The organism is Collinsella sp. LCP21S3_A3, from assembly GCF_052118905.1.
GTDB lineage: Bacteria > Actinomycetota > Coriobacteriia > Coriobacteriales > Coriobacteriaceae > Collinsella.
In genome coordinates this window covers 43,550-64,831 of sequence record NZ_JBQKGH010000005.1, presented here as the reverse complement: position 1 = coordinate 64,831, position 21,282 = coordinate 43,550, and the positions used below count along the sequence as shown (strand labels likewise).

General features: G+C 58.4%; 22 protein-coding genes and 1 riboswitch. Of the genes, 4 read left to right on the top strand and 18 right to left on the bottom strand.

The annotated features are described in order from the left end of the window. Nucleotides 1–2: 2 nt before the first annotated feature. From secY to yqeB, 12 genes are all read right to left on the bottom strand, one after another. Nucleotides 3–1,289 (bottom strand): preprotein translocase subunit SecY, encoded by a 1,287-nt coding sequence (gene secY, locus ACTQ0H_RS04095; protein ID WP_370450586.1) that lies wholly within the window; start codon nucleotides 1,287–1,289, stop codon nucleotides 3–5. Next, entirely contained in the window at nucleotides 1,283–1,732 is a 450-nt protein-coding gene (gene rplO / locus ACTQ0H_RS04090) for a 50S ribosomal protein L15 (protein ID WP_006235267.1), read from the bottom strand. The genes secY and rplO overlap by 7 nt, the downstream gene beginning before the upstream one ends. A 3-nt stretch (nucleotides 1,733–1,735) precedes the next feature. After that, nucleotides 1,736–1,918, bottom strand: coding sequence for a 50S ribosomal protein L30 (rpmD, locus tag ACTQ0H_RS04085; RefSeq protein ID WP_154516067.1), 183 nt, complete (start codon nucleotides 1,916–1,918; stop codon nucleotides 1,736–1,738). Nucleotides 1,919–1,920: 2 nt separating this feature from the next. Continuing rightward, entirely contained in the window at nucleotides 1,921–2,445 is a 525-nt protein-coding gene (gene rpsE / locus ACTQ0H_RS04080; protein ID WP_154516070.1) for a 30S ribosomal protein S5, read from the bottom strand. A 14-nt stretch (nucleotides 2,446–2,459) separates the two neighbouring features. Next, on the bottom strand, nucleotides 2,460–2,828 hold the full coding sequence (rplR, locus tag ACTQ0H_RS04075; protein ID WP_118270231.1) for a 50S ribosomal protein L18: 369 nt from the start codon (nucleotides 2,826–2,828) through the stop codon (nucleotides 2,460–2,462). 75 nt (nucleotides 2,829–2,903) lie between these two features. Continuing rightward, nucleotides 2,904–3,440 (bottom strand): 50S ribosomal protein L6, encoded by a 537-nt coding sequence (gene rplF, locus ACTQ0H_RS04070; RefSeq protein ID WP_370450587.1) that lies wholly within the window; start codon nucleotides 3,438–3,440, stop codon nucleotides 2,904–2,906. A gap of 33 nt (nucleotides 3,441–3,473) precedes the next feature. Next, nucleotides 3,474–3,872 carry a 30S ribosomal protein S8 gene (gene rpsH, locus ACTQ0H_RS04065; protein WP_006235262.1) on the bottom strand — a complete coding sequence of 133 codons (399 nt, stop codon included), beginning with the start codon at nucleotides 3,870–3,872 and terminating at the stop codon, nucleotides 3,474–3,476. 119 nt (nucleotides 3,873–3,991) lie between these two features. Further along, on the bottom strand, nucleotides 3,992–4,177 hold the full coding sequence (locus ACTQ0H_RS04060) for a type Z 30S ribosomal protein S14 (RefSeq protein WP_022094280.1): 186 nt from the start codon (nucleotides 4,175–4,177) through the stop codon (nucleotides 3,992–3,994). 79 nt (nucleotides 4,178–4,256) lie between these two features. Then, nucleotides 4,257–4,814, bottom strand: a complete 558-nt coding sequence (gene rplE / locus ACTQ0H_RS04055) for a 50S ribosomal protein L5 (RefSeq protein ID WP_154516073.1) — start codon at nucleotides 4,812–4,814, stop codon at nucleotides 4,257–4,259. Between the two features lie 307 nt (nucleotides 4,815–5,121). Beyond that, nucleotides 5,122–6,435 (bottom strand): uracil-xanthine permease family protein, encoded by a 1,314-nt coding sequence (locus tag ACTQ0H_RS04050; protein ID WP_441537928.1) that lies wholly within the window; start codon nucleotides 6,433–6,435, stop codon nucleotides 5,122–5,124. A 298-nt stretch (nucleotides 6,436–6,733) separates the two neighbouring features. After that, nucleotides 6,734–7,777 (bottom strand): XdhC family protein, encoded by a 1,044-nt coding sequence (locus ACTQ0H_RS04045; RefSeq protein ID WP_441537927.1) that lies wholly within the window; start codon nucleotides 7,775–7,777, stop codon nucleotides 6,734–6,736. A gap of 9 nt (nucleotides 7,778–7,786) precedes the next feature. Further along, nucleotides 7,787–8,581, bottom strand: coding sequence for a selenium-dependent molybdenum cofactor biosynthesis protein YqeB (gene yqeB / locus ACTQ0H_RS04040; RefSeq protein WP_441537926.1), 795 nt, complete (start codon nucleotides 8,579–8,581; stop codon nucleotides 7,787–7,789). A gap of 102 nt (nucleotides 8,582–8,683) precedes the next feature. Between yqeB and yqeC the strand changes: the two genes are divergently transcribed. Continuing rightward, the gene (gene yqeC / locus ACTQ0H_RS04035; protein WP_441537925.1) at nucleotides 8,684–9,421 is read left to right on the top strand and encodes a selenium cofactor biosynthesis protein YqeC; all 738 of its coding nucleotides are present in this window, start codon (nucleotides 8,684–8,686) and stop codon (nucleotides 9,419–9,421) included. 113 nt (nucleotides 9,422–9,534) lie between these two features. Here yqeC and ACTQ0H_RS04030 read toward each other — a convergent pair whose 3' ends face one another. Next, nucleotides 9,535–10,125 carry a nucleotidyltransferase family protein gene (locus ACTQ0H_RS04030; RefSeq protein WP_441537924.1) on the bottom strand — a complete coding sequence of 197 codons (591 nt, stop codon included), beginning with the start codon at nucleotides 10,123–10,125 and terminating at the stop codon, nucleotides 9,535–9,537. Nucleotides 10,126–10,392: 267 nt separating this feature from the next. Between ACTQ0H_RS04030 and ACTQ0H_RS04025 the strand changes: the two genes are divergently transcribed. From ACTQ0H_RS04025 to ACTQ0H_RS04015, 3 genes are all read left to right on the top strand, one after another. Then, nucleotides 10,393–11,046, top strand: a complete 654-nt coding sequence (locus ACTQ0H_RS04025) for a helix-turn-helix transcriptional regulator (protein ID WP_441537923.1) — start codon at nucleotides 10,393–10,395, stop codon at nucleotides 11,044–11,046. 119 nt (nucleotides 11,047–11,165) lie between these two features. Further along, complete coding sequence (locus ACTQ0H_RS04020; RefSeq protein ID WP_441537922.1) at nucleotides 11,166–11,855, top strand: hypothetical protein; 690 nt, start codon at nucleotides 11,166–11,168, stop codon at nucleotides 11,853–11,855. Between the two features lie 297 nt (nucleotides 11,856–12,152). Continuing rightward, a riboswitch (SAM riboswitch) is annotated at nucleotides 12,153–12,243 on the top strand. An 8-nt stretch (nucleotides 12,244–12,251) separates the two neighbouring features. Then, nucleotides 12,252–12,674 carry a hypothetical protein gene (locus ACTQ0H_RS04015; RefSeq protein ID WP_441537921.1) on the top strand — a complete coding sequence of 141 codons (423 nt, stop codon included), beginning with the start codon at nucleotides 12,252–12,254 and terminating at the stop codon, nucleotides 12,672–12,674. 299 nt (nucleotides 12,675–12,973) lie between these two features. Here the strand turns inward: ACTQ0H_RS04015 and ACTQ0H_RS04010 are convergent, their stop codons facing one another. The 5 genes from ACTQ0H_RS04010 to ACTQ0H_RS03990 all read right to left on the bottom strand — a co-directional run bounded on the left by ACTQ0H_RS04010 (nucleotide 12,974) and on the right by ACTQ0H_RS03990 (nucleotide 21,069). After that, on the bottom strand, nucleotides 12,974–14,503 hold the full coding sequence (locus ACTQ0H_RS04010) for a hypothetical protein (RefSeq protein WP_441537920.1): 1,530 nt from the start codon (nucleotides 14,501–14,503) through the stop codon (nucleotides 12,974–12,976). 15 nt (nucleotides 14,504–14,518) lie between these two features. After that, nucleotides 14,519–17,647 (bottom strand): type I restriction endonuclease subunit R, encoded by a 3,129-nt coding sequence (locus tag ACTQ0H_RS04005; RefSeq protein ID WP_441537919.1) that lies wholly within the window; start codon nucleotides 17,645–17,647, stop codon nucleotides 14,519–14,521. 142 nt (nucleotides 17,648–17,789) lie between these two features. Further along, nucleotides 17,790–19,010: a restriction endonuclease subunit S gene (locus ACTQ0H_RS04000; protein WP_441537918.1), complete on the bottom strand. Its 1,221-nt coding sequence runs from the start codon at nucleotides 19,008–19,010 to the stop codon at nucleotides 17,790–17,792. Beyond that, on the bottom strand, nucleotides 19,007–20,860 hold the full coding sequence (locus ACTQ0H_RS03995; RefSeq protein WP_441547851.1) for a type I restriction-modification system subunit M: 1,854 nt from the start codon (nucleotides 20,858–20,860) through the stop codon (nucleotides 19,007–19,009). The genes ACTQ0H_RS04000 and ACTQ0H_RS03995 overlap by 4 nt, the downstream gene beginning before the upstream one ends. Nucleotides 20,861–20,862: 2 nt before the next feature. Then, nucleotides 20,863–21,069, bottom strand: coding sequence for a hypothetical protein (locus ACTQ0H_RS03990; protein ID WP_270225392.1), 207 nt, complete (start codon nucleotides 21,067–21,069; stop codon nucleotides 20,863–20,865). Nucleotides 21,070–21,282 lie beyond the last annotated feature (213 nt).

Sequence of the window (21,282 nt, the reverse complement as noted above, 5' to 3'; positions counted from 1 at the left end):
GCCTATTTAAAGAATCCATCGTAATCATACATCTTGATCTGGCCTTCGAGCTTGTCGACCGTGTCGAGCACGACGCCGACCATGATGAGGATGGACGTGCCGCCAAATGCCTGGATCAGCTGATTGCCCGTGAAGGAGAAGATGATCGAAGGCACGATGGCGATGAGCGCCAAAAAGACAGCGCTGGGAAGCGTAATCTTGTTGAGCGCGTTCTTGATGTAGGCCGCGGTAGCCCTACCCGGACGAACGCCCGGAATAAAGCCGCCCTGCTTCTTAAGGTTGTCGGCCGTGTCATCGGGATTGAACACCATGGAGGTGTAGAAGTACGCGAAGAACACGATGAGGACAACGTTAAGCACCCAGTTGAGCCAACCGGTCGAAAGCGCAGAGGCAACTGCCTGAATCCAGCCGATGCCGGGGAAGAACACGGCAACCTGAGCCGGGAAGTACAGCAGCGCCGAAGCGAAGATGATCGGCACGACACCCGCGGTGTTGACCTTGATGGGCAGGTAGGTGGTCTGGCCACCCATCATGCGACGGCCCACGACGCGCTTAGCGTAGGAGACCGGAATGCGGCGCTGGCCGCGCTCAAGGAAAACGATCAGCGGGATAACCAGCAGGATGATGGCGCAGATGATCACCATAGTGATGATGCCACCGCCATTGCCCTCGGTGCTGGAGAAGATCGCCTGCGGCAGACCGGCCATGATGTTCGCAAAGATGATCAGCGACATGCCATTGCCGATACCGCGCTGGGTAATGAGCTCACCAATCCACATGATCAGCATGGCGCCCGCGGTGAGCGTGCCGACGATCATGAGGTCGAAGATGATCTCGGGAGCGGCGGCGCCATTAAAGCTGATGCCGAAGCTCTTAAAGAGGAAGAGGTAACCCACGGAGTTGAGGATTGCCAGAGCCAAGGTGAGGTAACGCGAATACTGCGTAATCTTGGTCTGACCGACCTCGCCCTCGCGAGCAAGCTCATGCAGGGAAGGCACAACGGCCTGGAGCATCTGGAGGATGATCGAGCTGGTGATGTAAGGCATGATGCCCAGCGAAAACACCGACACATAGCTCAACGCGCCGCCAGAGAAAAGATTCAGGAGGGCCATAGCACCTGCGGCGACCGAATTGTTATCGGTCGAGAAAAGGCCCAGCATCCCCTGGAAGGGAATGCCGGGCACAGGAACGTGCGCACCAATGCGGTACACGACGAGCATAGCTATGGTAAAAAGAATCTTTTCGCGCAGTTCTTTGATGCGGAAAGCATTCTTAAGACCATTTAGCACGGCAGCTCGACCTTTCCGCCGGCGGCCTCGATCTTGGCCTGCGCAGAAGCGCTGACCTTGTCGACCTTGACCGTGAACTTCTTGGTAAGCTCACCATTGCCGAGCACCTTGACGGGCTCGAACTCGCTCTTGGTGATGCGAGCGGCCTTAAGAGCGGCACCGTCGATCACAGCGCCATCCTCGAACTTACGCTCGAGACGCTCAACGTTAACAGCGGTGTACTCGATACGACGGGGGTTGCGGAAGCCCGGAAGCTTGGGCAGGCGCATAGCCAGCGGAGTCTGGCCACCCTCGAAGCCGGCACCCTTGGTGCCGCCAGAGCGAGAGCCCTGGCCCTTCTGGCCGCGGCCAGAAGTGGTGCCGTGACCCGAAGAATTGCCACGGCCAACGCGCTTGCGGTTCTTGGTGGAACCGGGCGCGGGAGTAAGATCGTGAAGCTGCATTTGCTACTCCTCTACAATCTCGACAAGGTGCTTGACCTTGAAGATCATGCCGCGGACGGACTCGTTGTCAGTAATCTCGCGAACCTCGCGGATCCTGTGGAGACCGAGGGCACGGACAGTACGGACCTGGTCCTGCTTGCAACCGTTGGTGCTGCGGACCTGCTTGATCTTGATGGTGTCAGCCATGCTTAGTTCTCCTTACCGACGAACATCTCGGAGACCGTCAGGCCACGGCGAGCCGCGACGTCCTCAGGGCTGGAGAGCTCCTTGAGGCCCTCGACGGCAGCCTTGATGATGTTGAGGCCGTTGTCGGTACCGAGGGACTTGGACAGGACGTTCTTGATGCCAGCAAGCTCAAAGAGGGGACGCACAGCGCCGCCGGCGATAACGCCGGTACCCTCGACAGCGGGCTTGATGATGATGCGGCCGGCACCAAAGTGGCCGATAACCTCGTGCGGAATGGTGCCCTCTTCGGTCACCGGCACGTGGAACATGTTCTTCTTGGCATCGAGAGACGCCTTGGAGATAGCCATGGGCACCTCAGCGGACTTGCCCATGCCAACTCCGACGTTGCCCTTGCCATCGCCAACGACGACGAGAGCGACGAGGCTCATGCGACGACCGCCCTTGACGGTCTTCGACACGCGGTTGATGTAAACGACGCGCTCCTCGAACTCGGAGGCCTCGCGCTGCTGCTTCTGATTACGAGCCATGTGCTACATACCTCCTAGAACTCAAGACCGGCGGCACGAGCACCGTCGGCGAGGGCCTTGACGCGGCCATGGTAGATACGGCCACCGCGATCGAAGGCGACCTTGGTGATGCCGGCCTCGATGGCACGCTTGCCAACGAGCTGACCGACCTTCTCCGCAGCCTCCTTGTTCGAGGTGTGGGTGCCCTTGAACTCGGCCTCGAGGGTCGAGGCAGAGACGAGCGTCAGGCTGGAGCCCTTGCTATCGTCGATGATCTGGGCATAGATGTTGGCGTTAGTACGGGTCACGCGAAGACGCGGACGCTCGGCGGTACCCGAGATCTTGCCGCGAACACGACGCTGACGACGCTTGAGGCCTTCCAGCTTCGCCTTATGCTTGTTCATACGTAAACTCCTAAAAAGGTTGATCTTGCCAGCACCTAACGGGGTGCTGGTCTTATGCGAGTGAGTCGGTTACGACTACTTGGCGGCCTTACCCAGCTTGCGGCGGATGTGCTCGCCAACGTAGTGGATACCCTTGCCCTTGTAAGGCTCGGGAGGACGATGGCCGCGGATCTCAGCGGCGATCTGACCGACCTGCTGCTTGTTGATACCCTTGACGTTCACGTGGGTGTTGTCGGGAACCTCGAAGGTGATACCCTCGGGAGCCTCGACGATCACGGGGTGCGAGAAGCCCAGGGAGAACTCGAGGTTCTTGCCCTTCTGCTGCACGCGGTAACCGACGCCGGCGAGCTCGAGCTTCTTCTCGAAGCCCTCGGAAACGCCAACAACCATGTTGTGGATGAGGGCGCGGGTGAGGCCGTGGCGGGCACGGGTCTCACGCTCGTCGTCGGGACGGGAAACGGTGAGGACGTTGTCCTCGATATTGATAGCGAGCTTCTCATAGACATCGAGCTCGAGCTGGCCCTTGGGGCCCTTGACGACAACGTTGTTGCCGTTGACTGCCACTTCGACTCCGGCGGGAATCTGGACAGGCTTATTACCGATACGAGACACGGTGATCTCCTTTCCTTCTACCTACCGAGCGAATTACCAGACGTAAGCGATGATCTCGCCGCCGACGTTGTGCTTGCGAGCATCGCGGTCGGTCATGACGCCATGGCTGGTGGAAATAATGGCGGTACCAAGGCCACCGCGGACGCGGGGCATGTCGGCAACGCCGGTGTACTTACGCAGGCCCGGCTTGGAAATGCGGCGGATGCCGTTGATGACCTTAGCCTTCTTGGGACCATACTTAAGCGTGATGTGCAGAGTCTTCTGGGGAACGGTGTCCTCGACATCGTAGCCCTCGATGTAGCCCTCCTCGTGCAGAACACGAGCGATCTCGACGAGCTTCTTGCTGCTCGGCATGGAGACCGTGGCCTTGTTCACAGAGTTAGCGTTACGAATGCGCGTAAGCATATCTGCGATCGGGTCTGTAAGGTTCATACAGATTCTCCTTCGTTCTTGATGAACACGTGCTCTTGGTTCTTCGCCGCCCTTAACGGCAAAGCCTAACTAGCACGTTTTCCCTGTTCCAAACGGATGCTTGAAACGCTGGTAGTGACTTACCAGCTGGCCTTCTTAACGCCGGGAAGCTCGCCCTTGAGTGCAAGCTCGCGGAAGCAGACACGGCACAGGCCGAACTTGCGGTACACAGAGTGCGGACGGCCGCAGCGCTGGCAGCGCGTGTACTCACGAGTAGAGAACTTCTGCTTGCGATTGCACTTGACGATCATCGATGTCTTAGCCACTTATATCCTCCTCACATAGAGTATTGTTCGCCCCAAGCGCCGCCCCCTTGTGGGAACGGCGCTTATAGGGCAGGTGAACCTATTTCTTGAACGGGAAACCAAAGGCGTCCAGAAGGGCCTTGGCCTCCTCATCGGTGTTGGCGGTGGTCACGAAAGTGATGTCCATACCACGCTGGTGATCGACGGAGTCAAAGTCGATCTCGGGGAAGATGAGCTGCTCGGTGACGCCCATGGAGAAGTTACCACGGCCGTCGAAGCTCTTGGCGGAGATGCCGCGGAAGTCGCGGATACGGGGGATAGCGACGGAGGTCAGACGATCGAAGAACTCCCACATACGGTCGCCACGCAGGGTAACCTTGCAGCCGATCGGCATACCAGCGCGCAGGCGGAAGGTAGCGATGGACTTGCGGGCACGGGTGATCATCGGCTGCTGGCCGGTGATGGCGCGCAGGTCGCGCACGGCACCGTCGATGGCCTTGGAATCGGTAGCGGCCTCGCCGACACCCATGTTCACGACGATCTTCTCAAACTTGGGGATCATCATGACGTTCTCGTACTGGAACTTGTCCTGAAGCTGCTGCTTGACCTCGTTGTTGTACTTGGCCTTCAGACGCGGCACATACTTCTCTTCTGCCATTGTTCACTCCTTCTTGGGGTTTTAAGCACGGGGCGTGGCCACGGTGGGTTGTCCTCGTGCCTCCTGACTGCATCCGCGCCGCTCATGGCATTTCGCGGTTTGGACTCGACGCAGCAGGAGCCGACAAAACAATCGGTACTATACGCGCATTGGGTACGTATTTCCAGAAAAACATCGTCTGCCTGCACAACTCCACAACTCCCCCGCACAAATGGGTCCCAAAAAACAGTTGCGGTGAAATAGGGACTGTTTGACGGCTTAACTGGCTTAAACAATCCGTATTTCACCGCAACTCATATATGGGGCGTTATTTTTGGCGAGGCAGGACCAGGTTGAGGACGACGGCGACAAGTGCGGCGACGGCAATGGAGGATCCGCCAAAGACGGTGTCGACCCATGCGGGGAATCCAGCGCCGGCAAGTGCGCCGGCCGTGCGCTCAATGCCCGTGCCAAAGGCGATAGAGAGACCCATGAGCGTGGTATCGCGCTGAGACAGGCCGTGGCGGGAAAACATGACCACACCGTTCATGCCGATGGTTGCGAACACGCCAATGGTGGCGCCGCCGATCACCGGCTGCGGAATGGACGTGAGCACTGCCGCGCACTTGGGCAGCAGGCCCGCGACGAGCAGAATGGCGGCTGCGAGCGTAAAGACCATACGGTTGACGACCTTGTTCTCGGCGATGATGCCCACATTCTGGCCAAAGGTTGCCGTGGGGACGCCGCCCAAAAAGCCCGAGAGCATACCGACGAGACCATTGGCGATCAATCCGCCCGAGATCTGACTATCGGTCGCGGGGGTATCGAGCGCAGCAGAGGACACGGCGGCAAACTCTCCCATAACCTGCACGGCGTTCACGATGGCCACAACGCCCACCACGGCGCACGCCGCTGGATCGAACACCAGACGATGGGCGCCAAACGCCGGTGGGGCAAACCAACTTGAAGTCGCGACAGCCGAGAAGTCGACCATGCCCAACACCGCCGCAACGACAAAACCTGCGCAGATACCGGCCAGGATGCTGCCCAGCTTGAGCGCGCCCTTGCCGTAGTTACCGACCATAAAGGTGACGACAAACGTCACGAGCGCGACGGTCCAGTTGGTGACGCTGCCAAAATCGGCCGCGCTCTCCCCGCCTGCCATGGACGCCACGGCAACCGGGCACAGCGACAGGCCAATGACAAAGATGACGGTGCCGAGCACCGGAGCTGGGAACAGAAAGCTCACGCGCTTAAACAAAAGACCAAAGAGCACGACGAGCGCGCCGCCGATAACTTGAGCGCCCAGCACGGCCTCGAAACCAAGCTCAAGACCGACCGCTTTAAGTGCCGGCACGAAGGTAAAGCTCGCGCCCATCACGATGGGCAGGCCCGAGCCGACGATGCCTTTTATGGGGAACTGTTGAAGAAAAATGTCAAGTGCCGAGAGGACCAGCGACGCCTGAATGACGGCGGCTTCCTCTTGAGGGGTAAAGCCGCAGACCGACGCGATGATGATAGCGGGCGTAACGATACCCGCGAATGCCGCCAGCACATGCTGCAGTGCATGGGGCAATACCTGCACAAACGAAACTTTTCCCGTACGCTCGAACAGGGCGTCCCCTGCCACCGACTCTGCCATTTGCGCCTCCCATACCCTAGGCAGCGGCCCTATGCCGCCCAACGGGCGGACATTATAGGGCATATGGCACAGGTAGCATTTTGGCCCGCATGCGGCAGAGGGCTGGGGTAGCTAATTTGGGACGGGGCTCTTTTAGCTACCCAACAGTGAGCGAACGCCTCGAGATGATTTTTCTGGGACGGGGATTTATAAATCATTGCGTACCTAATGATTTTTTAATCCCCGTCCCAGAAAAATCATCGAGCAGGCAGGGTAGCTAAAAGAGCCCCGTCCCAAATTAGCTACCCCTGGGATGCGACTAGCGCTTGCGGGGGACGAGCTTGGTGCGACGCAGATGGATCATCTCGGCGGCGATGGAGATGGCGATCTCTTCGGGGTCCTCGGCCTGAATGGCAACGCCGATCGGCAGGTGCAGCTCGTCGATCTGGTCCTGCGTAAAGCCCTCCTGCTCCAAGCGAGCCCGCACAAAGGCCGTCTTGCGGCGCGAACCCAGGCAACCCAAATAGGCGGGCTTGGCGCGCATGGTCTGAATCACCACATCGATATCGGACTTGTGGCCCGCCGTGGCGACGACTACCAGATCGCGCGGACCGATGGGGCATTGCTCGTCCAGGTTCTTGTAGTCGACCAGACGACGGTCGTAGACGCCGGGCACCCATTCGGGCGTCAACGTGCCGGGGCGGTCATCGCACGCCACGACGGCAAAGCCCGCCGCCGTGAGCACGCGCGCCGTCGCGGCGCCCACGTGTCCGCAGCCAAAGATGTAAGTCAGGCCCTCGGGGCAAAGCGTCTCGATGTGCGCCGGGGGAATCTCGGAGGCGGCGTTGGTGTAGGTGACCTTACTCCCCTCTTCCGTCAGCGAAAGCCCGGGGCAACCCACAATGGTGCGGCGCGACTCCTCGCCATGGTATTCGGCAGCGTCGCCTTCGAGCGCGCTTGCGATAAACGGTTCAAAGTCGATGACGAAGTCGCCGATGCGTCGATACGCCAAGACGTCGGCAACCGACTGGAACAACGGCGCCTGCGATGCATCCAAGTGCAGATAGCACAGGCAGATGGCTCCGCCGCAGATCATGCCGGTATCGGAGTTCTCGCCGCCCATGGTGTAGCGAACCAGGCGCGACTGCCCTGCGGCCAACAGCTCGCGCGCCTCGTCCAGCGCAAGGAGCTCGATCTTACCGCCACCGATGGTGCCCGCTTGGCTGCCATCGGCAAAGACGGCCATCCAGGCACCCACGCCGCGCGGCGATGACCCTGCCGTGCCGGCAACTACCACCAGCTCGCACGTCCTACCAGCCTTCAGAGCGCCAAGCGCAGCATTCACCACATCGAGCTTTTCCATCGTCGCTTCCTATCCCCTAAAAGCCTCGGTGAACATGGCGAGCGCCTCGAGTACGCCGCCGCCGACCGACGTCGCCTTGTCCGAAATATAGTTGATATAGCTGGCATCGCCGCGTGGATCGACATCGGCACATTTAAAGCCCTCGGTCACCAGAACACCGTCGGCCAAAAGCCCGCGCAAGCAGCCGTCAATCTGCGTGACCATGGGAGTGTCGCCCGCATACCCAATCACATCACCGGCACTCACGATGTCGCCGATCGCGCGGTCGGACCTAAACACGCCGGTGGCGGGGCTGTGGATAACGCGCTCCTTGCCATAGCCGGCGATGACACCCGGCACGCCCGTATTGGGCTGGGGCGAACCCTGGGTGATGACGCGGCCGAGGAAATGCCCGCGCATGGTCTCGACCACGGCATCGCAATCGACCGGCGCGGTAAAGCCCGGTCCTACGGCGATGACGACAGGCGCCATATCGCGCGTGGTGCCCAAGTTGCGCTTGGCCAGGATCGCGTCGACCACAGCAGCGGGCTTAAGTTTGCCGAGCATCTTGGCCTGGGGATCCACCACAACGGCAACATCTCCGGCCTGGGTAATTGCAAGCGCCTCTGCCGGCGTCTGCGCCAAGCGAGCGCGAATGCCCTCGACCTGAACCTCGCCCAGGCGAATGGCCTCGCAAAAACCGATCGTGCGACGGATACACGTGGGAACCGCGATATCGGCCATGACAACCGACACGCCGGCGCGCACCAAACGGGCGGCGACGCCCGTGGCGATATCGCCGGCGCCGCGAACATAAACGAGCATTTTCGGGGCACCTCCCTGTGCTACGGTTTGAACAGAGCAAAAGCGGTTCGACCGCTACTATGATGATTATTTATTATCACAGTATTATACGGCGGTGAACAGATGGAAACGGTTAGCGGCATTCTCGCCTCCGCGCTCAAGCTCGAGCCGGGCATCACCGCAATTATCGGCAGTGGCGGCAAGTCGACCTTGCTAAAGGCGCTCGGCCTTGAGCTTATGCGCGCGGGCGGCCGCGTGCTCCTCTGCACCACCACGCATATGTTTCCCGTCGCCGGCGTGCCATGGGACGGGTCGAGTCGTCGCCTGGACGCCGCACCTTGGAAGCCGGGCGCCTCACATGTCCCCGGTTGCACCTGCGAGGCCTGCGCGGGCCTTGCGCGGGGAAGCATCTGCCAAGCAGGTGTCTTGGACCCCGAGACGGGCAAGCTCTCTGCCCCCGCCGAGCCGCTCGGCGAGCTGGCACAGCGCTTTAACTACGTCTTGGCCGAGGCGGACGGCAGCAAGCGGCTCCCGCTCAAGGCCCACGCCGCCTGGGAGCCGGTGATTCCCTCTGGCACCGCCAACATCGTCTGGATCGTCGGCGCCTCAGGGCTCGGCAAGCCCGTTGCCGAGGTTGTCCACCGCCCCGAGCTCTTTTGCGAGCGTTGCGGCTGCGAGACCACCGACATCGCCACGCCCGAGCGCGTCGCCCAGGTGCTCAATGCCGAGATGCAGGCGCTGAGGCTCGACGCCGCGCACGTCATACTCAACCAAGTCGACGCGCTCAGCGACCCCACGATGGCCGACCGCTTTGAGGCTGCCCTCGGCCGCCCCGTCGTCGCCACCAGCCTCCAGGGGTAGCTAATTTGGGACGGGGCTCTTTTAGCTACCCCATGTTGAGAGAAAAATCATCAGGTAGGCAGGGTAGCTAAAAGAGCCCCGTCCCAAATTAGCTACCCTGGCGGCACCCCCTGCTAGCGAGGCGCGTAGCAGGCCGCAACGTGTTCTGAGACGCGGCGCTGGCCCTTGGCGGTATCGACGTCCCACAGCTCGTAGGCACGCGCCTCGACCAGCACCACGTCGGTGCGGTTCTTGAGAATCGAACCGCCGCCGTCCTTGCCCTCAAGACACATAAGCGCATCGAACAGTTCCGCCGGAAAGAGCACCGGGCTCGAAGGCTCACCGTTGCACGCGAGACGTACCGGATGCTTGCTGCCACACTCGTCAAACGCGCGAACCATGGCCTCAAAGGAATCCGAACTCACGAGCGGCTGGTCGCCCGGCAAAAAGAGGCAACCTTTCCAGTTGTGATCGACTCCCCACGAAAGGCCCGCACGGACGCTTTCGCTGCGCAGCTCGCCATCATGCAGCACGCACGGGCAATGCTTGTCCTCGCAAATCTGAGCAACCTCGGGCCAACGCGTCGAAACCACAACGTCAAAGCCCCGGGGAACCGAATCGATGGTCCGGGCAATCAGCGGCTCGCCATAGATATCGGCAAGCATCTTGTTAGAGCCAAACCGCTTGCCCTCGCCCGAAGCCATAATGACGCAACCAAGTTTCATGGCGATACCTCCCCTGAAGCCATCGTACCCATAACGCGCGTCGCGGGGCATCTACATCGAAAGCGCTTATCCCGCACGCCCACGATGCAAAAAGGGGGCATCCCGCCGGTTGGCAGAGCGCCCCCTTTACATGGCTTACCTCAACCCGGCTTTAGACCTGAAACCAACGGACGGCGTTGCGCTCATAACGCAGCGGCACTTTCGTTATTTGCGAACAAGTGGGGTTTATGGCAAAGTGTGCCCAAACTAATTTTTAGGAAGGCACCGATGACCCCCGCACAGATTGAGTTTTATAAGCGCCTTGCACACGGCCTGGCGCTCCAGTTTGGCCCCAACTGCGAAGTCGTCGTCCACGACCTGGAGACCGAGGACGTGGATCACTCCATCGTAGTGATCGAAAACGGCCATGTAAGCGGACGCAAACTGGGTGACGGTCCCAGCCATATTGTGTTTGAGTCCATGCACGAGGACACCACCGACGTGCACGACCGCGAGCCATACCTCACCAAAACCGCCGATGGCAAGCTGCTTAAGTCCTCGACCATCTTTATCCGCAACGACGAGGGCAAGCCCGTCGGCATTTTGGGCATTAACTTTGACATTACGCTCATGAAAGCTTTTGAGCGCTCGCTCGATGCCTTTACCGGCACCGACGGCACGGGCTACACCGAGCCCGAGCCCATTACCAAAACCATCGGCGACTTGCTCGAAGATCTGCTGCGCGAGTGCGAGCAATACGTGGGCAAGCCCGCAGCCCTTATGACCAAAGATGAGCGCATTCGCGCCATTGGCTACCTCGATCGTCGCGGCGCCTTCCTCATTTCCAAGTCGAGCGAGCGTGCCTGCGAGTTCTTTGGCATCTCTAAGTACAGCTTCTATAGCTACCTCAACGAGGCAAAGGCTGCCGCCGGCGAAAAATAGTCAGCGCGCCTGCGCCCCCCTTTTTGGGCGTGAGTTCTGGAATGCACGAATCCAAGACTCGGCCGCAAGGCAAGTTCCATATAATCGAAGGACGAGACAGTTCGAAAGGATGGAACAAGATGGGGTCGAGCAACGCATCGCGCAACGGCCGTGGAGGCTTCGCTTCTGCCGCCAGGCATGCGAAACGCGCGTTTGACGAGGGCGAAGACGATCTGTTTGCGTTGAGCCTCGACGACGTGATGAGCGATCGCCCCTGGACCGCCGACGAGCCCATGAGCGGCAAAACCCATTCGGCAGGCGATCCTTCCGAGACGGCATCGTTTATCGCCGCGGCGCAGCATCTTGCGCCCGAACCGCGCGTTGCAGATCTCGACGACTTTGCGACCCGTCAGCTCGCCTTCGATTCCTGGGCTGATGCCGATCTGGACGAAACATCTGCCGGCGCGCCGACGCTCGGCGAGCCGGTAAATCCACTTGTCGCTGCGTCCGCTTCCGAATACGAGCCGGACGACCACGCGCAAGCTATGCCCACATCCTCATACACCGATAGCCACACTGACAACGACGATTATTATGGCGACTACTACGCCGCGGAAGAGGCGCCGCGCTTTTTGGATTTCAATCCAGTGGCAAAGATTATCTTTATAGCGATTGTCGTGGTGCTACTTGGCGTCATTGCGTTTGAGGGATTCCAGCTGTTCCGCAGCCCCGTCGAGTCCGAATCGGCAACGCAGCAAAAAGAGGACGAGAGCAACGACTACCTCGACGTCAACAACCTCAAGGGCGACCCCAACGACGGGGACGAGTAGCGAGGGCTGAGGGCGGCTGAAACGTCCATATGTAGCACCAGCTTCTACGTGCTGTTTTGTTATCCGGTTACACTTTTCCGAATGTTGAGACCGTCAGATTCGACACTTTTCCGTACTTTTGAGGTGCCGATTCCGACATTTTTCCGTACTTTCTTACGGCTGATTTCGACACTTTTCCGAATGTTGGCCGAATAATTGCCGCGTAATCAAGCGCCGTCTGCACATCATTTCGCAGGCGCGCTTGATTTGTGTCCGCGCGCGCTGATAGACTCCATCGTGCCCGCAAGGAGCGGGCGCGTTTTATCCAGAGTCGGGGTAGAGAGTTGGCTCCACGATCCCGACGCCAACCGGCCAAGAGGCACGGTGGCCCTGCCAACATCGATGAAAGGAGTCCGTATGGACAATTTCTCCGTGCGCAGCGAGCGCGACTTCCACAACCTGGCAGCCAAGCCAAAACGAATGCATCTTCTGGACAAGCCGAGCGGCTATGCCTCGGCCATGGTCAAGAGCAGCCTCTCCCACCAGATGCGCTTTACGGTACAGAAGCTCGAGGAAGAGCTCTGCGCCGCCGGCAATCCACATGTGTTGCAGATCAAGTTGCTCGGAGATGACTCGTGCGAGCCGTCGAGTTGGAAGTTGTTTGCAGACGGCATGTGCGTTGCGGACGGATCCGGCGCCTTTGCCCGCGAGTGCTTCTGCGAGAGCGCCGAGGTGTTCCTGGACCTGTGCCGCGACGCCATCGAGGCTGCCGAGCTGCGCCAGTGGAGCGAGAGGGAGTACGAGCTGCTGAGTGCTGCGCGCGGGATTGCGAGGGTGTAGACGGGCGGAAATAGACTTGCGCACCCCAATGTCGCCAAAACGACAATACCGCAGCCCTTAGCCACCGTCGCGCGCGGCCACATAGGCCACACGGTGTCAGTGATCTAAACTGGGCAACCACAACGGCATATGCAACGGCCGATGGCTCGCCAATCACGACATGCCCGCCTTCCGCGACCTGATTGCCGAAGTACCGGCACCCAGCAACGATTGCGTCGACATTTCGAGCGACATGCGGCTTGGAAGGGCTGATGAGAGATGGTTGAATGCTTGGTACGAGAGAGTGTAGTTCAGCAAAATCAGCCTAGACAGTGTGCCCCTCTGGTTCGAAGAACCTTGTCGAGATACTCGATAACCATACGCGCGGTTTCTTCGTTCACCTCATCCGCCGCGATGCAAAGTTTCGCATGGACCAGATTCCTCTTCTTGCGAATCTGGTGAGCCATGTCCGCCTCCTTCATCCAACGAGGCCTCTCCAGATACTTAATCTCGTTGATGTAGTCGATAAGGGCCGCGGGTTTCATCCTGCCGCTCTTCCTGTCCCGCACCATATACTTTTCCACAAAGTAGTTAACGTGCTTGATTTCGGAAATCCAGTCGATAAGAACCGCCTCAAGAATGGAGCCGGCAAGGATGATTGCCGCCTTATAAGCGCCGTGCGAAAAACAAGTATTTAGCTCACGGATGTCCGAGGAAAGGAAAGTGCGTAACTGTTCCTCGTTATATGCCTGAATCCTATCGGCGATTTCGGCGTTAAGGATCTCTTCCGCCGCAGACGGTTCCGCACCCTTTAGGCCTTCGAGGTCTTGGTAGTTCCTCGGAGCACGTCCGGACAGGATGGCATATTCGGTGAGATAGTACTGCTCGTCCATCGATGGTTCGACAACGGGAAAAACACTGAGGTCGCGAAGCGCTAGACGCTTCATGATGACGCCACCTGCCAACGATGACAGGGCCTGCTTTGCGATATCGCTGGAAAGGTAGAAGCAGAGGTACTCCGGAGATATCCCGTTGGCACGAATAACAGCCATGCTCGTGCCCGCATAAACGGGCTCTTGCCCATCGCGGTCAAAGACGATGGCGTGATTCTCCTCGCCAATGAGGCACATGACAATATCACCCTTGCGCAGGGGCACCGTTGTTGCCTCGCCCCGCTCCAATGAGTCAAGATCAACTGGGAATCTAATGTTTCTTGGCCTGAGAACCAAGACGTTTCTGGCGGCGTCAGTAACCTTTCGCGGCATAAGAATGTTGGCGACTTCCGAAAGCTCTACGGTCTTTGAACTCGCAAGCGTGCTACGTATCTTACGATTTCGAGGAGAATAGAACGCGGGGGTAAATCTTCCTTCTATAAGTTCGCTTGGAGGCATACCGAAAAAAGCTCCACACTTAGACGGGCAGTCGGGAGTCCCTCCATTTGCATAATCTTCGACCGCCCGAAGATATGCGAGATAATCGTCGCTGAATCGATCGGCCGGAATCTTGCAGAGATTGTCAGTCCTGCGCGAGCCACGTGCCTTGGCGACAAGCGGTTTCTTGAGCTTGAGCGTCGAAAATCGACACTCTCCGAAGCCGGGTCGTGCGAAAACATAAAGCATGAGAAAAAGCGAGGTCCCAGACAAGATGTCCCCGAGCTCAAAGGCGCCGCGCAGGATGTAACCATCCGGAATAAGACTGCGCTTCTTGCCGGTGTCAAAGAAACCGCGAGCGCCCACAAAGGCGTACTCATCCGACTCATCTGAGAATACGAGCTCGGCCAGCTCGTCATGAGTTCCCGTAACGAGAAAGCCTTCGCGGTTATCTAAACACTTTTGCAAGCCAATCGTCATTGCATCCTCCAACAACTATGCCGCGCGGTCCATGCCATAGAAGTAGTTAAATATCTCCTCAATACATCCGGGCAATGCTTCATCGGGATAACTAGACTCAGGAAGCTTGTATACCTCGTCGCGCACGATAAGCCTCACAATGTCGCGAGTCTCAGTCTTCTCCGTCCAGCGCACCATGTTGGTAAGCCGTTCTTCGATGATGGAAACCATCTCTATGGCTACGTTCTTGACCTGCTTGATCTCAGCAGGCGTCAATGTGTCCTTGAACAGCATCTCGAATACCGTCATCTGCTGTTGATTCTGGAAGCCTTCGCGCACATACTCCCTCTGCTTGTCATCGAGATCGCGAGAGAGGTTGATGAGGTCGTTGAACGTCTTCTCGATCATCGCCTTGTCCTGCTCGGAGTTGTAGCTCTCGATAATCCGCTCGTAGCGTTCGAAGTAGTCGATGCGTCTGGGATTGCCCCTCAGCGCGGTCTCAAGGCGCCCTTCTATGACAGAACGCAGGTCGTCAATGATGAGGTGTTTGCGCTTGGCCCTGGCAAACTCCTGCGAAAGCCTGTTGAAGTCGATACTACTGATATCGAACTTGGTAGCAGTTTTGAGCCCCTCGGCGGCCTCGCTGACCACCACATGTTCGCTCACGATGCCCTGCAGCTGGACCATGAGCTCGGTTGTGTCAGCACTGGCCCTGTGAGCATTGATGTGGTTGAAGACGGCGCGCAGGGCGTCGCGCTTGGCCAGCAGTTCCTCGCCCACCTCGCGTCGGCTCACGTATTTGTACAGGGTGAACAGCTCACGGCACATGACACCGTAACGTTTCTTTGCCTCGTCGCACTGCGAGACGCAGTCTGCGGCGTTCTTGATCTCTGCAACCTTGTCGAAGCCCTCTGCTGTCAGTAGGGATTCGAGCTCGTAGCCCAGTGACGACACGAACGAGACAGCGTCGTCCGTAAGTTCAGAAATCTTCGCAAGTAGCTCGTCTTTGTCGACCACCGGATCGACTCCGTGTCCGTCATCGGGGTTCTCGGTATAATCGGCCAGGGCCTTCCTCAGGGCCTTCACGACGCCGACATAGTCGATGATGAGGCCGTTGCTCTTGCCCTTGCTCACGCGGTTGGCGCGTGCGATAGCCTGCATGAGACTATGGGCCTTGAGTGGCTTGTCGAAGTACATGGCAGAGAGCGACTTCACATCGAAGCCGGTAAGCCACATGGCGCATACGAAGACGATACGGAACGGATTGTTGGCATCCTTGAACTCGTCGTCTAGCTGGCGCTCCTCCATCTTCTGGCGATGTGGCACTATGTCGAGTCCCCACTTGCGAAAACGATCGATCTCGTTCTGCTCCTGGCTCACCACGACCGCCATCTCGGTGGATTCCATCCAGGCGATTTTACGGCGCTGCTCCATGGCCTGCTGCTGGTCCATGCCGGCAAGCTTTGCGCGCTCCTCGTCGAGCGCCTCGGCCCAATACTCCTGCACGTAGTTGTACATCATCACGCAGGTAACCTTGTTCACGCAGATGAACATGGCCTTACCCGACTCCCATATGTTCGTGTAATGGGAGACGAAGTCGCGGGCCACGGCCCTCAGGCGCGGCTCGGCCATGATGATATGAACGCCGTGATTGAGCTGGGCCTGCACCTTCTCGGTCTGGTCGGCGTCGAGGTCAGCATCTTCAACGGCTTGGAGCAGCTCGTCGTTGATCTCCGGATTCTCGATGCCGAGCTGGTCGCTACGGTTCTCATAGAAGAGCGGTACTGTGGCACCGTCCTCGACGGCGCGCTTGAAGTCGTAGACTGAAACATAGCCGCCAAAGGTCCTGGACGTTAGGTTGTCGTAAGCAAGAATTGGTGTTCCCGTAAAGCCCAGGCGCGACGCCGTTGGCAGTAGCTTCACCATGTTCTCGGCGAAGATGCCGTTATTGGACCGGTGCGCCTCGTCGGAGAGCACGACGATATCGTGGTCGGGCACGATGGGCTCGGCGTCAGGCTGGTTGAACTTCTGGATAAGCGAGAAAATATAGCTCGGATTACCCTTGAGCTTCTCCACCAGGTCCTTGCCGCTCGTGGCACGGCAGCGCTCGGCGGGGATACCCGCCAGGCAGCCGCAGCTTTCGAACGTCTCACTAATTTGCTTGTTTAGCTCATCGCGGTCTGTGAGCACTAGAAACGTCGGAGACCCCGATTGCGTTCGACGAATCTTCTCGGCCAAGAAAACCATCGAGTAGCTCTTGCCCGAGCCCTGCGTGTGCCAGAAGACGCCGAGCTTGCCATTGCGCAGTTCACGCTCAGAGTATGCACGTACGGCTTCGTTCACGCCCAGGTACTGGTGATTGCGCGCCAGGATCTTGGCGGCCGGCGAGTCGAAATGATCAAACAGGATGAAGTTCTGGAAGAGGTCGAGCAGCGTCTCTTTGGCGCACACGCCCCTCAGCATGGTCTCGAGCGCAACACTGCCAGCGTCGCCCTCACTCAGGCGTTTCCATTCACCGAAGAACTCATAGGAGCTGCCCAACGTTCCGATTTTGGACTCCAGCCCGTTGGAGAGCATCACAAAGGCGTTGTAATAGAAAATCTGGGGAATGGTGTCCTGGTAGTCGGTGTAGTTGTCCTCGTACGCGCGCAACACGTCCTTGTCGTGACGTTTGAATTCGACAAACAGCAGCGGCACACCGTTGACGAAGCCTACCAGGTCGCAGCGACGTCGATGCATGGGGCCCTTCACCCACAGCTCCTCTGCCACCACAAAGCGGTTCATCTTTGGATGTTCAAAGTCGAAAGCCTGTGCAAGCTCGGTACGCGTGGAGCCATCGGCCTGAACCTTCTTCACCGGTATGCCGTCGCGAAGCATCTTATACTTTGCCTCGTTAGTCTGGAGCAGCGAATCGCCGACGAAGACCTGCTCCAAGGTTGCCGCAGCCTCGGCGCATTCCGCCTCGGTGAGATGCTCGTTCAGTTCAACCAACGCGTTCATGAGATCGCGCTTGAGAAGGACATCCTTATAGGAGTCGCGGCCCAGCGTGCCACAGGGGCCGAGAACCTCATCGTCGAAGCAATAGTGGACGTCCCATCCCATACAGCGCAGCAACTCACCCGCGGGCTTTTGGACAGCTTCCTCCTCGGAGTAACGGCTAGTCATTGCCTTCCCCCATTCCGTGTCAGGGCATCTGCCGGACGATATTTCAAGTCAAGCGGAATCACGTCGTTAGCCTCACATAGGTTGGGCCAATTGACAGGGTCGAAGTTGAGACCCATCTCGAGCGTCTTTTCGCAGTCCATCGCTACACCTCGATTTCCCTGGACATGAGTTTGGGAAGCAGGCGGTCGCGCGCCTCGTGAGCCAAAGCGGCCTTCTGTTCAAGATGTTCACACATAGCAAACAGCGATTCGGAGACGATGGAGAACCGTTCCTGCGTCTCGCAATCAGGGCTGACAAAACTGATGCGGCTCAACGTATCCGGCTTGAGATGGAGCACATTCGTGCCATTGGCAAGCGTGGCTATCATTTCCGCCGCACCGCTAAACCTTAAAGTGGCATAGAGATAGCTTGCAGTTACACCCTTTGGGACAAGTTTAATTAAATCCATCGACATCAAGAAGCCGTCCGCCCGCTTCGGAACTCGTGCGACATGTCCAACAAGACGGCGCTCTTTCGTCATATCAGTAACAGCCATAATTACGTCACCAGACGAAATCAACTGGTCGGCTTTATAGACGCCTTTATAGGGCTTTTCAGCGCCAAAAGACCAGCCACCGTAAGCCGCAATGTTATTTAGATTGGCAAGTCGCATCTTTCCCGAATCATCGAGATTGTCGGATGTATATGATTTCCCCCTGAAGAAATCAACGCAATCGAGTAGGTTGCCTTTCTTCCACCCCTCGGGGAGGCCGTCGACAATGCGCACAGCCTCATGGCCGGGAAACCTGAGGTCGATGAACCACTCCTTGTAGAGACGCTGGGCGGCCTCCTCAAGGAGCTTAATCTGTCTGCGGTTGTTCTCAATCAGCTCGTCATAGGCAGAGAGCACGCCAACGATGCGCTTCTGCGTAGACAGGTCCGGATAGCGTACCTTCACTCGATTGAGCGCAGCTGCAGGAAGGTGTTTGATGGTCGCACCACCCGTGTAGTACTGACGGATTTCCTGGGTCGAGCCGATGTGAACCAAAAAGTAATAGAGGTACCAGTTGTCCAATTCGCCCTCATGAGCACGGACTCTATGAAGGGCCTTTTGGTAGAACATCTCCTCGTCCGAATTCCAAATCGCGCAGCGACCCGGATCTCCACCCTCGCAGATAAGCAAATCGCCGCTCCTAAGTGCAAACTTCGAGAGTTCGGATTCCTTGAAACGCATTTCCTTGACCTCAGACAGGTCGATACCATCCCACTGGACATTGTCGTTTCCTAGATAGGGATGGTAATCGCCCTCGTTCTTCTTTGCGTCCAGCATTTTGCCAAGCTGCGTGTCGGCAATCGCGCCCAGGGGTGATTCTTGCCAACTCATAGCCCCAGCTCCTGGAAGTTGTGGTCGATGACGGCCATGAGACCATTGCTCTGGCGCTGCAGCTCCAGCAACTCCGAGTGAATCTCGGCCATGCGCTCATGGAAGTCCACACCGTCGTCCTCGACGGGCGGCACGCCCACGTAGGCACCCGGGGTCAGGCTCCAGGAGTTTTTCTCGGCAGACTGGTCGCCCCGGATCTCGGCGCGTTTAGCTACCTTGCAGAGGCCGGCCACGTCAGCGTACTCGCCCTCGCCAAACTTCTCGGTGAGCCATACAGCCTCGCCAATCTCGATTGCCGCAGACTCCATCCTCTCCGTCACCTCGGTTAGGGTCTCGCGGCGCTTTTTCTGCTCGCGCTTGGGTAGGGCATCGACTTCTGCCTTAGCGGCGTCTTTCTGAGCCTCGATGGCCCCCAGCATCACCTCGTGCGCAATGGCGAAATCCTCGACGCCGTCGATACCCAAGAGCTTCTCCGCCGCGTCGCCACCAAACAGCGGCGCAACCTCAGCCGCACGGTCCTTGTACGCCTCAATGAGATCGTGGTACTTGCCCGTTTCGCCGCGATAGAGCCAGACGATGGCGGAGAGGTTCTTCAGCTGCCAGGGCGTCCACTCGTTGAGCGTCGTGGAAACGGCAGTGTGATAGCGTTGGGCGTCGATGAACAGGACCTTATCGAGCAGTTCCTCGGACTTGCCTTTGTCGAAGAACCACAGCGTGCACGGCAGGCTCTTGGTGTAGAAGAAGTTGTTGCCCACGTAGATCATCGCGTCCACGTGGCCGGTCTCCACGAGCTTGCGACGCTGGGCGCGCTCGGAGTTGGAGTCGGTGGCAGAGGACGCCATGACGAAGCCCGCACGCCCCGTGTCCTTGAGATAGGAGTAGAAGTAGTTGATCCAGAGGTAGTTGGCGCCGCTTGCGGACACCTCCTCTTTCTTGTTTGCCTTCGGCGCGCCAAGCGGCAGGCGCCCAGCGTCCAGAGCCTTTGCGTGCTTCACCTTATCCACGTTAAAGGGCGGGTTGGCGGCCACAAAGTCACACTTGCCGTCGAGCGCATGGGCATCGTTATAGAAGGTGTTGGCGTCATCGCCCGACTTAATGTTACCTTGCATGCCGTGGACAGCCATGTTCATGAGGCAAAGCTTGGCGTTGTAGTCGACCTTCTCCTGTCCGTAGAACATCATGGTCTCGGCGGGGTTGCCACCCTGCTCGCGCACATAGTCGCTGGCAGAAACGAACATGCCACCCGAGCCGCAAGCGGGATCGAGCATCTTGCCACGCGAGGGCTCGATGACGTTCATGATCATACGGACGAGCGACTTGGGCGTGAAGAAAACGCCATCGTCGCTAGCCACCGCAGGAGCAAACTTGCCGAGGAAGTACTCATAGATGCGGCCGATGATATCATCACCCTCCTCGTCGAGGGCAGGGTTGTTGAAGACGCGGATGACGCTGCGTAACAGGTCATTGCCAAGTTCGGCGTAGGTGTCGGGAAGGACGCCCTCGAGCGAAGGGTTAATGGCAGCGATACTTGCCATGGCTTCGTTGACCGCCTTGCCGATGTCGGCACCGTCGGGCAGGTTGAGTAAGTAGTCGTAGCGGGCCTTCTCGGGGATGAACATCGCGCCTTTGGCGGAGTAGTCCGCTGCCTGCTTGGGCGGTTTGCGACCCGTGATGGCGGCACGCTCAGCTTCGATCTGCTCGTCGGCGCGCTTGAAACGACCCCATGCATAGCGCAGGAAGATGAGGCCCAAAACCGGCATGCAGTACTGCTGGCTCGTCAGCTTGGAGTTGGCACGCAATTCGTCTGCCGCCTCCCAAAGCTCACTCTCGAGCTTGCGGATATCTGCCATCGTTAGTTCTCCTTCTTGGACAAATACTCAATGAGGCTCGTCTTCACGAGGGACGTGAAGCTGACGCCATTGAGAGCTGCCGCCTCCTTGGCGGCGTCGCGCATGTTCTTGGGAATGCGAATGGTCACTGCCACGTTCTCGCCGTCCACGAGGAAGCTTCTGAGCTCGCTCGGGGTGGCCTCACCGTCGATAAGGTCGGCGTACTTCATGGAAACCTCCGCGATTGCATGATGCAATACAAATGTGCTTACGATTCTAGCAAAGGGCACAGGGAAATAGCCGTCTGGTGCAGATAAGCAGGCAATGCAATTGGCTCCAATAAAATGGAGCAGGACGATTATTTGCGCAGATTAAAGAGCATGTAGAAGCGCGCGACGCAAAGCATAATAAAAGAACTGTATTGAGTACGCTGCGACATACAC

Excerpts from the sequence above, each read along its gene's own strand:
- yqeB (WP_441537926.1), bottom strand. The coding sequence starts at position 8,581 with ATGCTCGTTTATGTTCGCGGCGCCGGCGATATCGCCACGGGCGTCGCC.
- rpmD (WP_154516067.1), bottom strand. The coding sequence starts at position 1,918 with ATGGCTGACACCATCAAGATCAAGCAGGTCCGCAGCACCAACGGTTGC.
- ACTQ0H_RS04025 (WP_441537923.1), top strand. The coding sequence starts at position 10,393 with ATGACCCCCGCACAGATTGAGTTTTATAAGCGCCTTGCACACGGCCTG.
- ACTQ0H_RS04030 (WP_441537924.1), bottom strand. The coding sequence starts at position 10,125 with ATGAAACTTGGTTGCGTCATTATGGCTTCGGGCGAGGGCAAGCGGTTT.
- rplE (WP_154516073.1), bottom strand. The coding sequence starts at position 4,814 with ATGGCAGAAGAGAAGTATGTGCCGCGTCTGAAGGCCAAGTACAACAAC.
- ACTQ0H_RS03995 (WP_441547851.1), bottom strand. The coding sequence starts at position 20,860 with ATGGCAGATATCCGCAAGCTCGAGAGTGAGCTTTGGGAGGCGGCAGAC.
- rpsH (WP_006235262.1), bottom strand. The coding sequence starts at position 3,872 with ATGAACCTTACAGACCCGATCGCAGATATGCTTACGCGCATTCGTAAC.
- ACTQ0H_RS04010 (WP_441537920.1), bottom strand. The coding sequence starts at position 14,503 with ATGACGATTGGCTTGCAAAAGTGTTTAGATAACCGCGAAGGCTTTCTC.
- ACTQ0H_RS04045 (WP_441537927.1), bottom strand. The coding sequence starts at position 7,777 with ATGGAAAAGCTCGATGTGGTGAATGCTGCGCTTGGCGCTCTGAAGGCT.
- rplR (WP_118270231.1), bottom strand. The coding sequence starts at position 2,828 with ATGAACAAGCATAAGGCGAAGCTGGAAGGCCTCAAGCGTCGTCAGCGT.
- ACTQ0H_RS04015 (WP_441537921.1), top strand. The coding sequence starts at position 12,252 with ATGGACAATTTCTCCGTGCGCAGCGAGCGCGACTTCCACAACCTGGCA.
- rpsE (WP_154516070.1), bottom strand. The coding sequence starts at position 2,445 with ATGGCTCGTAATCAGAAGCAGCAGCGCGAGGCCTCCGAGTTCGAGGAG.
- ACTQ0H_RS03990 (WP_270225392.1), bottom strand. The coding sequence starts at position 21,069 with ATGAAGTACGCCGACCTTATCGACGGTGAGGCCACCCCGAGCGAGCTC.
- ACTQ0H_RS04005 (WP_441537919.1), bottom strand. The coding sequence starts at position 17,647 with ATGACTAGCCGTTACTCCGAGGAGGAAGCTGTCCAAAAGCCCGCGGGT.
- ACTQ0H_RS04020 (WP_441537922.1), top strand. The coding sequence starts at position 11,166 with ATGGGGTCGAGCAACGCATCGCGCAACGGCCGTGGAGGCTTCGCTTCT.
- rplO (WP_006235267.1), bottom strand. The coding sequence starts at position 1,732 with ATGCAGCTTCACGATCTTACTCCCGCGCCCGGTTCCACCAAGAACCGC.
- ACTQ0H_RS04000 (WP_441537918.1), bottom strand. The coding sequence starts at position 19,010 with ATGAGTTGGCAAGAATCACCCCTGGGCGCGATTGCCGACACGCAGCTT.
- ACTQ0H_RS04050 (WP_441537928.1), bottom strand. The coding sequence starts at position 6,435 with ATGGCAGAGTCGGTGGCAGGGGACGCCCTGTTCGAGCGTACGGGAAAA.
- yqeC (WP_441537925.1), top strand. The coding sequence starts at position 8,684 with ATGGAAACGGTTAGCGGCATTCTCGCCTCCGCGCTCAAGCTCGAGCCG.